Genomic DNA, 4,236 nt, shown 5'->3' on the forward strand with positions numbered 1-4,236 from the left:
AAGACCAGTGAGGCCATCAAGACCAGCGCCCCGCGCATTGGGAAAGACGCAGCGCCGCCGCTTCCGAGTTGGATTCTTGCTGCTCGACAGACTCAAGCTCGATCTGCCGCCCCAGCCCGCGCCGAGAATCGCAGCCATCCAGGCGCCCCCGCCAAAACCCCCGTAGTGCAGACCTTCAATGCCCCGATTCAGCAGCGACCCCAAACATCGCCAATCCGCGAAGATCGGCTAGAAGAACGACGCGCCGGCTGTTCCGACCGTATCGACCAGGAGGGCCCGGTCGAGCGACACGTTCCGCGCCTCGCAGCTCGTCTCGGAGATCAGGAGGCAGCCATGGCAGGCTGCGCCGTGCAGCATGCGGTCATCCTGGGCATTCACGGGGTCGTGGTCGGCACAGACGGGATCGCCCGAGCACAAACGCGCGCGCTCTAAGGCCGATTTGATAACGCGGGAAAACCGGTGCGTTACCTCGACGAGGCCGCCCAACGTTCCCTGGTTGCCGGCGGCCGCGGTGTAGATCAAGACGCCGCAGCGGATGGCGTCGCCGGGTGAGCGCTGAAGGAGATAGATACGCTCCTTGAGTGCGCTCGCGGGATAGCCACACTCGATGGCGACTTCCGACATCAACGCATGCGACAGGCTATGCGCCATGACGTATTCTGGCCGCGCGCGCTCTGCAACCTGCACGACGCTGATCTTCATGCCTGAAGCGCGCTTCGCAGCGGCCCACTTCTTGACGGCCTCTTGAAGCCTTCGGGAACGGTCGAGGACCGCCGGGCGGACGAGCCATTCAGCCAGCGCGTCCGCCGAAAAATGGATGAAGACGCCCTCGCCGAATTGCTCGATCGCCGGCAGCCAGTCCGGATTCTGACCGAGGGGCGCGCCTTTGACCGCGAGGCCGACGTCTTCGAGGTCATCGCTCGCCAGCGGCGCGGGCTCGAAGCGGGTGAACCCGTAGATGCAGGCGACCTCGCGCAGGCGATGGACGGCGACGACTGCAGCGATCTTCGCCAACTCGGGGTCCAAATTGGGGTCCCAGATCACGCGAGGCAAGGTTTCGGCATGCAGGTTGGCGTCGGGACTGTTGGCGCCGATGAGCGCTCGCCCGCTTGCCAGCAATTGAAACTCCGCGATCCTCGGGTCCTCGGCTTCCTCGGCGCGCACGCCGCCAGCGGATATCGCCAGGATTCGAGCCAGAATTTCTTCGTCCGCGTAGTCCTGAAGGTTGGCGCGCACGGCGCCATTGAACCTCTTGGCCTGCTTGACGTCGTCGACCGTCTTGCACTCGCCGACGTCCGTCCATACGGCTTCGAGATTGCGGGCAAGAGCGTCGGTCGCCTGCGGCAGCGAGATGACGCGCGCGATCTGCGGGAAGTAGGCGTTCGTCGCGCTGCGGGTCAGAAATCTGAGACCTTTGCTGGCGTCGCAGGTATTGGGATCATGATCGCCCGAGCCGATCCAAGGCCGGGCTCCCGGACATGCTCCCAGACGCCCTGGCTGAAACAATTCCTCCAGCGATAAGGACGCGCCACATTCGCAGACGATGCGCGTGTCCCTCGGATCAGCGCTGGTCCCGGAATCTTCCAACCACATCGGCTTCCTGCACGGTCCGGCGGCCGCGGCCGTGTCCGCTCCCTCGGCGCGCTGGTTTTGATGCAGAACGCGCCGCCACTCGATGTCCTGCAGGTGGCCGTTCTCGCAGCCGCAAACGAAGCGGATCGGCGAGGCCTTCCGCTTCTTGCCGTCGGGGCCGACGTGGACTGCGCGCTTCGGCGCTTCCAGGTCCTGGAACCGAACCAACCGTCTGCGGTTCGGCGGATCGCCGGCTATCGCTTCGCAGGCGAACCATCGCGGAAATACGGTCGCACGAACGGCTGGAGAGGGGGCCCTTGGGTCGCGGTTATCGATCGGCGGCGTCCGAAGCTCCGGCGGCTTGTCACCGACAATGCGATCGTCATCCTTGAGGCGCAGATAAAGCAGTCGCTGAAGCCGTGGCTCCTCGATCTTTTGGAACGCGGCCTTTCCCCTCATCTCCCAATGGTCGAGGCCGAGGACCAGGACCGAACGATCCGGAAGATCGAGCATGGCCCCCGGTCCAAACAGACCGACGAGCTGACTCATTCTGATTGAATTTTCCGCCACGGCGCTGGTCTCAGTTCAGGATATTTCCATAGGGATCGGTCACCTTGAGCAGCGCCGAATGCTCGACGTCGCGCATCGAGTGTGCGGCCCTGAAGCGCCGCAAGAGCGGGTCGAGCGTATCGAGCAGCGGGTCGAGCGGATCGTGCAACAAGGCGCGCGACTTCGGGTAGCCGTAGAATAGGCTCTCGGCGTTGGCGCTCCGATCCGACGCGATCTTCTCCCAGGCGTCAAGCAAGTCGTCGATTGCTTTCGTGAGCGCCGCGTGACCGCCGATCACGGCCGCGGGAGGCGCCTTGGCAAGGATCATCTTGACGACATCGGCTCGGGCGCTGCTGTAGTCCACGATATCGACCGCCGCCCCGTCCGGCGTCAGCGCGGGGATCATGTGGCGCGCTGCGGCGACGACCACCGCGGCGAGTGCGCGGTCCATGGCTCTCGCCGCCCACAGGGTCACGCTCGTCGCTTCGACAGCCCGATAGAAGCAGGCGTGGAACTGCCGGAAGGCCTCATAGTGGAGGCGGTCGCGCGGCTTGTGCACATTGAGGAGCGCGAGAACCAAGCCCGGCTTGTCCACCTGGCGTCCAATGCGGCTCGTCGCCTGGATGTACTCTGCCGCGGCTTTGGGTTGACCCTGAACTACCATGAGGCCCAGACGCGGAATGTCGAGCCCGACGGAAATCATGTTGGTCGCCAGCGCAACGTCGACGCCGAGCGGATCGCTCGCGTCCTTCGCCAGGCGTTCTTTCGCCGCCGCGACCTTGTCGGTGCTCTCGCGCGACGTCAGCTCCAGGACCTCCCGCAGGCGACGGTTGCCGAACGGCTTGTCGGGCAGCGCGACCCGCCGGCGCTCGTCCCCATAGGTCGCGAGCTTCGCCATCACTTCGTCTTCGACAATGCGGCGAGCGCCTCCGAGTTCGCGCAGGGCATTGAAGTAGCAAAGCGCCGAGAGGTAGGGATCGGCCGCGTTGCCCTCGTCAGCCTCCTTTTGCGCGGCCGCCAGCAATGACACGAGGGCGCGCAGGAAGATGAGTTTTGGTCCTTTGCCGGGGGAAGCGAGCCCGACATAGAGCCGAGCCGGCTTTTCCGCCGACGAGACGGTCTTGGCGAAGAAGCTATCCCGGCGGTCCAGCCCCGGAGGCGGAAACACTTCAGTCTTATGCCGATCGAACAACGCTTCGATCTGGGTCGCCGCCCGCCGCACGGTCGCGGTGCTCGCCACGATCTTGGCCCGGACCCGCTTGCCCTCCCGCGTGCGCGTCGCGAGACGATCGAGCACCGTCTCATAAAGCGCCGCGACCGTGCCCAACGGGCCGCTGATCAGATGCAGTTCGTCCTGGACGATCAATGAAGGCGGCAGAAGGCTTGCCCCGCCGAACAGCGGACGCCCCTCGCGCGCGCCGTCCGCCGCTCCATAGAACCCCCATTCATCCTCGCGGTTGACGTTGCCGAAGAAGGCGCCGGCCTCCGCAAGCCAAGGCAGCCCGGCGAATTTGTCGACGGTCGCGATCACGAACGCCGGCAGACGTCGATAGATCGCCTCGTCAACGGTCAGGATCGGCAACGCCCTTGCGCCGGTGAAGGCGCAAGTCGCACCGGCGCAGCGGATCAGCATGTTCTTCGGCGCGAGGTCGGAGGGGTGACAGGCGAAGCTGTCGCGGGTGAACGGTTCGCCACACCACGGGCAGGCCTTGATCGGCGCAGGCGCTTCGCGGCCGTCGCGTCGGAACAACCGCACTCTGGCGACAGCGGTATCGGTCCGATCGTCGCCCCTCTTGCCGAGCCTGTTCGGCGTCGCGGCGGCGCCGACCCAGAGGCCGATCTCGATCGGCCAGTCGCCGAGGATTTTCTTGGTCCCATCGAGCCAGGCCGACTCGCCACGCATCAACTCTAGAGCGCACACAACGCCCGCGGCGCGCGAAAGCTGATCGAGGGTGAGAAGGCGCAGGGTGTAGCGCATCAGGACCGCGACGCCTGCGCCCAGGGCCCCCGGATTGGTGATCCGCCGATGCGCGATCGTCCAGGCGGCGAGTCCGAGATAGGCCTCGGTCTTGCCGCCTCCAGTCGGGAAGAACAGCAGATCGACGATCTCGCGGT

General features: G+C 65.6%; 2 protein-coding genes. Both read right to left on the minus strand.

From position 1 onward, the window contains the following. Positions 1-228 precede the first annotated feature (228 nt). A complete protein-coding gene (drmB, locus tag ACLP25_RS18365; protein ID WP_442470610.1) occupies positions 229-2,121 on the minus strand; it encodes a DrmB family protein in 1,893 nt (630 codons plus the stop codon). Positions 2,122-2,152: 31 nt separating this feature from the next. Continuing rightward, positions 2,153-4,236 (minus strand): helicase-related protein (locus ACLP25_RS18370; protein ID WP_442470611.1); only part of this gene is annotated, 2,084 nt, incomplete at its 5' end.

It is taken from the genome of Roseiarcus sp. (assembly GCF_052145395.1).
Taxonomy (GTDB): domain Bacteria; phylum Pseudomonadota; class Alphaproteobacteria; order Rhizobiales; family Beijerinckiaceae; genus Roseiarcus.

Excerpts from the sequence above, each read along its gene's own strand:
- drmB (WP_442470610.1), bottom strand. The coding sequence starts at position 2,121 with ATGAGTCAGCTCGTCGGTCTGTTTGGACCGGGGGCCATGCTCGATCTT.